Origin of the sequence: Ramlibacter sp. WS9 (assembly GCF_003797765.1) — a bacterium.
Taxonomy (GTDB): Bacteria; Pseudomonadota; Gammaproteobacteria; order Burkholderiales; family Burkholderiaceae_C; genus Ramlibacter.
Genome location: NZ_RKMB01000068.1, coordinates 1 through 4585 on the forward strand (window position 1 = coordinate 1; position 4585 = coordinate 4585).

Annotated in this window: 5 protein-coding genes; all 5 read right to left on the minus strand. The window is 64.7% G+C overall.

What is annotated here, in order from left to right; all coding sequences use genetic code 11:
- Positions 1-604, minus strand: a 604-nt coding sequence (locus EEB15_RS32815; protein WP_199236696.1) for an aldehyde dehydrogenase family protein, incomplete at its 3' end; no start/stop codon positions are given.
- Between the two features lie 32 nt (positions 605-636).
- The gene (locus EEB15_RS32820; protein ID WP_141514198.1) at positions 637-1398 is read right to left on the minus strand and encodes an SDR family NAD(P)-dependent oxidoreductase; all 762 of its coding nucleotides are present in this window, start codon (positions 1396-1398) and stop codon (positions 637-639) included.
- Between the two features lies 1 nt (position 1399).
- Entirely contained in the window at positions 1400-2104 is a 705-nt protein-coding gene (locus EEB15_RS32825; protein ID WP_141514199.1) for an ABC transporter ATP-binding protein, read from the minus strand.
- The gene (locus EEB15_RS32830; protein WP_141514195.1) at positions 2088-3875 is read right to left on the minus strand and encodes an ATP-binding cassette domain-containing protein; all 1788 of its coding nucleotides are present in this window, start codon (positions 3873-3875) and stop codon (positions 2088-2090) included. Before EEB15_RS32830 ends, EEB15_RS32825 begins: the two co-directional genes overlap by 17 nt.
- 33 nt (positions 3876-3908) lie before the next feature.
- Positions 3909-4585, minus strand: a 677-nt coding sequence (locus tag EEB15_RS32835; RefSeq protein ID WP_141514200.1) for a branched-chain amino acid ABC transporter permease, incomplete at its 5' end; no start/stop codon positions are given.

The following is a 4585-nucleotide window of genomic DNA, read 5'->3' on the forward strand; positions in this document are numbered from 1 at the left end:
CCATCACGAGATTGAACACGCCTGCAGGCAGTTGCCCGGCGCGCACGATGATCTCGGACAGGGCCCAGGCGCTCCCCGGCACCAGGTCGGCGGGCTTGAACACCACCGAGTTTCCATAGGCGAGCGCCGGAGCAATCTTCCAGGCCGGTATCGCGATCGGGAAATTCCAGGGGGTGATGATGCCCACCACGCCCTCGGGCTCGCGCGTCACTTCGACATCGACCCCCGCGCGAATCGACGCCAGCCTTTCGCCGCCCAATCGCAGGGCCTCACCGGCAAAGAACTTGAAGACCCGCCCGGCGCGCATGACCTCGCCGATCCCCTCCGGCAGCGTCTTGCCTTCTTCGCGCGACAGGAGCCGGCCCAGTTCAACGCCGCGAGCCAGCAGCTCCGAGCCGATCCGATCGAGTGCATCCGAACGCGACTCGGCCGTCGCACGAGCCCAACCCGGCTGCGCATCGAATGCGGCATCGATCGCCAGTTCGGTCTGGGCCGCATCCGCGTGTGCGTAGTGGCCGACGACATCTCGCGTGTCCGACGGGTTGATGTCGAGCGCCGCGCCCGTGCCCTCGACCCATTCGCCGGCAATGAAATTCTTGTGTATGTTGGAAGTCATGGAGAAGTGCGATCCGGTGATCAGGTCATCAGCCATCCGCCCGCCACGTCGATCACCTGCCCGGTGATGAAGCCGGCTTGCTCCGAACTGAGGAAGAGGCACGCGTCCGCCACTTCCGCCGGCTTGCCCAGGCGGCGCAACGGTGTCGTCGCGATGACCGCCTCATTCGCTGCAGGCGGCGCGCCGGCCACCATCGGCGTATCGATCCGGCCGGGCGCAAGGGCGTTCACGGTGATGCCATAGGGTCCGAGCTCGCCGGCCAGATGGCGGGTCAGCCCGATGATTGCGGCTTTGGTGGTGCTGTAGTGGGCGGCGACAATGTCGAGGTAAGCCTTGCCCGCCACCGAAGACATCGACACGATGCGGCCGAACCGGCGTTCCACCATGCCGGGTGCGAGGATGCGGCAGAAGTTGAACGCACTGTGAAGGTTGACGTCGACGACGCGATGCCACTCGGCCGGGTCCATCCGCCAGATCGGCTGCGGCTGGCCGTCGTGCTTGGGTGATATCCCCGCGTTGTTAACCAGTGTGTCCACGGGACCCAGAGCATCTTCGATCAGCAGGCAGGCCTGCCGGCATGCATTGAAGTCCGCGACATCCGCGCCGGAAAAGTAAACCTGCCGGCCTTGGCCTTTCAGTTCCTCGGCCAGCGCATTCCCGGCTTGCGCGTCGCGATCGACGATGCCGACCGCCGCGCCGGCGGCCGCATAGCTGCGGACGAGGACGGCGCCGATGCCGCTCGCCCCGCCCGTCACGAGGACAACCCGGTTGCTGTGAGTCATGTCAGTGGCCGAGGTAGGCTTTGCGCACATGAGGATTGCGCAGAAGCTCTTCACCGGTACCGGTCAATGCCACGGCGCCATCTTCCAGCACATAGCCCCGGTCCGCCAGCTTCAAGGTGTTGAAGATGTTCTGCTCGACCAGCAGCACGGTCGTGCCGGTGCCGGCCACGAGCTTGACCACGTCGAACATCTGAGTCACCAGCAACGGTGACAAGCCCAACGACGGCTCGTCCAAAATGAGGAGGCGCGGCCCGGCCATCATTCCCCGCGCGATGGCGACCATCTGCTGCTCACCGCCCGAGAGCGATCCCGCGAGTTGCGCCAACCGCTCCTTGACACGCGGGAATATCTGCAAGACTTCATCCAGGCGCTGGCCACGCTTCGCGCGAGCCGAGCGCTTGTACGCACCCATCAGCAAGTTATCTTCCACCGTCAGGAAGGGAAACAGCTGCCGCCCTTCCGGCACCATGGTGATCCCGAGATCGACGATCTCATGGGCCGCCTTGTTGGTGATCGGCTGCCCGTCGAACTCGACATGGCCACCGGTCGCCGGGACGATGCCGCACAAGGTCTTCAACGTCGTGGTCTTGCCCGCACCGTTGGCACCCACGATGGTGACGATCTCACCAGCGTTCACGTCGAACGAAATGCCCTTGAGGACTTCGCTCTTGCCGTAGCCCGCGGTCACATCACGAAGCTTGAGCATCTGCGTACCCCTTTCCCAAATAGGCTTCGATCACCAAGGGATCGTTCACCACGTCCGCCGGCAAGCCTTCACATAGAACCTGTCCGAGATTGATCACCACGATCCGGTCCGAGAGGGCCATCGTGGCCTGCATCAGGTGTTCGATCATGAGCACTGAGACACCGGCGTCGCGAATGCGGCGGATCATGGCAATGGCCCGCGCGACGTCCGAGGGGTTGAGACCCGCAAGCACCTCGTCGAGCAGCAATATGCGCGGCCGTGTCGCCAAAGCACGCGCCACCTCCAGTCGTTTCATTCCGCCTACCGTCAGGCCTCGCGCCTCGGCGTCCAGCAGTGAAGTGAGGTCGGTGAGCTCAGCGACTTCGCGGGCAATCTGCTCCGCCTGGTCGCGGTGGACGGTGTGCATGAACGCGCCAAGCATGATGTTCTCCAGCACCGTGAGGCCCGAGAACGGCTGCACGATCTGGAAGGTGCGGCCGACGCCCGCGTGGGCGAACGTCTCAGGACTGTGGGGTTCGACCCATTGGCCCCGGTCATTGAGAACGGTGACCTTCCCTTGATCCGGCCGGATGAAGCCGGAGAGCTGGTTGAACACCGTTGTCTTGCCCGCGCCGTTGGGACCGATCACCCCCAGGATTTCGCCTTCGTGCAAGGTGAGTGACACGTTGTCGGTGGCTTTCAACCCACCGAAGCGCTTGTGGATAGCCTCGGCCTTCAGGATCGGCTGCCTGCCCGGGCTTCGCTGAGGCACACGCCTTGTTTCGAAAGCCCTTGGTTTTCTGCGCTTGCTGAAGTCAGGCAGGCGGTCGATCGCGCGGGTGACGCCTGCACCCAGGTGCCCGACCAGCCCGCGCGGAAAGAACAGCACGACGATGATGAGCAACACGCCGTAGACGAAGCCGTGAGTGCCGTTGCCGAACGCGCTGAGCCAGCCCCGCGCGAGCTCGGCCACCGGCAGAACGACGACGGTGCCGATGATGGGACCCGCCACGCTGCCCAACCCGCCGATCAAGGCGAACATCGCGATCTGGATGGACAGTTCCAGCGAGAAAGCGGCGGACGGCTCAAGGAACGTCAGATACATCGCGTGGAAAGCGCCGATCAGGCTTGTCAGCGCAGCCGACATCACGGCCGCCGCGATCTTCACCCGCACCGCATTCACGCCCACGGCCCGCGCAGCGTCTTCCCGCTCGCGCACGGCGATCAGATAGAAGCCGAAGCGCGAACGGCGAACCAGCCACGCGACCCACACCGCGAGCAGCAGGAAGCCGAAAGCAATCAGCAGGTAGGGCAACTTCTCGCGGAAGATCATCCAGGGCAGGCCGACCTGCAGCGGCACGTTCAGGCCCGCGGATCCGCCAGTCAGTTTTTCCCCGTGAATGACCAGGAGCCGGGTGACTTCCAGGAAGGCGATGGTGGCCAGCGAGAAGAACGGCCCGCGCAGGCGCAGGGTGGGATAGGCGATGACGACCGCCGCCGCCATGGAGATGGCAGCGCCGGCGAGCATGCCGAGCCAGGGCGAGACGCCCAGTTGCGCGACCATCAGACCGGCTGTGTAACCGCCGATACCGTAGAAGACAGCGTGGCCCAGCGATAGCTGGCCCGCGTATCCGCCGACGATGTTCCATGCGACTGCGAGCGCCGCGAAGACGCAGACCTGGATCGCCAGGTGGTAGACGAACGGCGACTGCGCGGCGAGCGGAATGGCGACGAGTGCCAGCAGCGCAAGCGCGCCGACGTAGCCACGAGGGTGGAGAAGATTTGGAAACATGGGTGCCCGTTCAACCGATTTGCTGAGCGCCGCTCATTCGGATCCGCGGCCCAGGCCGAACAGGCCCGTCGGTCGCACGATGAGGATGACCAGGAAGACGATGAAGTACACGACTTCCTTCAGTTCGGGGCCGGCGTAGAAGCCCGCGATGCTGTCGATCAGGCCGATGAAGATGGAGCCGATGACGGCGCCGGCCAGGCTTCCCATGCCGCCCAACACGACGATCACGAAGGCCGTCAACACGAAGTACTGCCCCACTGTCGGGAACACCGGGTACTGCACCGCCAGCAGGCTTGCCGCCAGACCGACCAGGCCGGCGCCGATGGCGAACGCGAGCACGTACATCAACTTGACGTTCACGCCCATCAACGACGCGGCTACACGGTTTTGGGCGATGGCTCGAAATGCGCGGCCGGTGAAGGTGTGATGAAGGAAAGCGTGCATCGCGCCGGCCACCGCGATGGCGAGCACGAACGTGACCAGCTGGCCGCTGACCAGCGTGATCGCCCCTGCCTGGAGTCCTTCTGTACCAAACGACGGTTCGACCTTTCGCACGTCGGCGCCGAAGATCATCAACGCCAGATTCAGCAGGGCTGTCGAAACGCCCACGGTCGCGAAGATCTGGATGTGCGCGTCGGCCGACAGCAGTGGCTGGATCACGAAGCGCTGCGTGAGCGCGCCGACGGCGCACAACAGCAGAACCGCGGGCA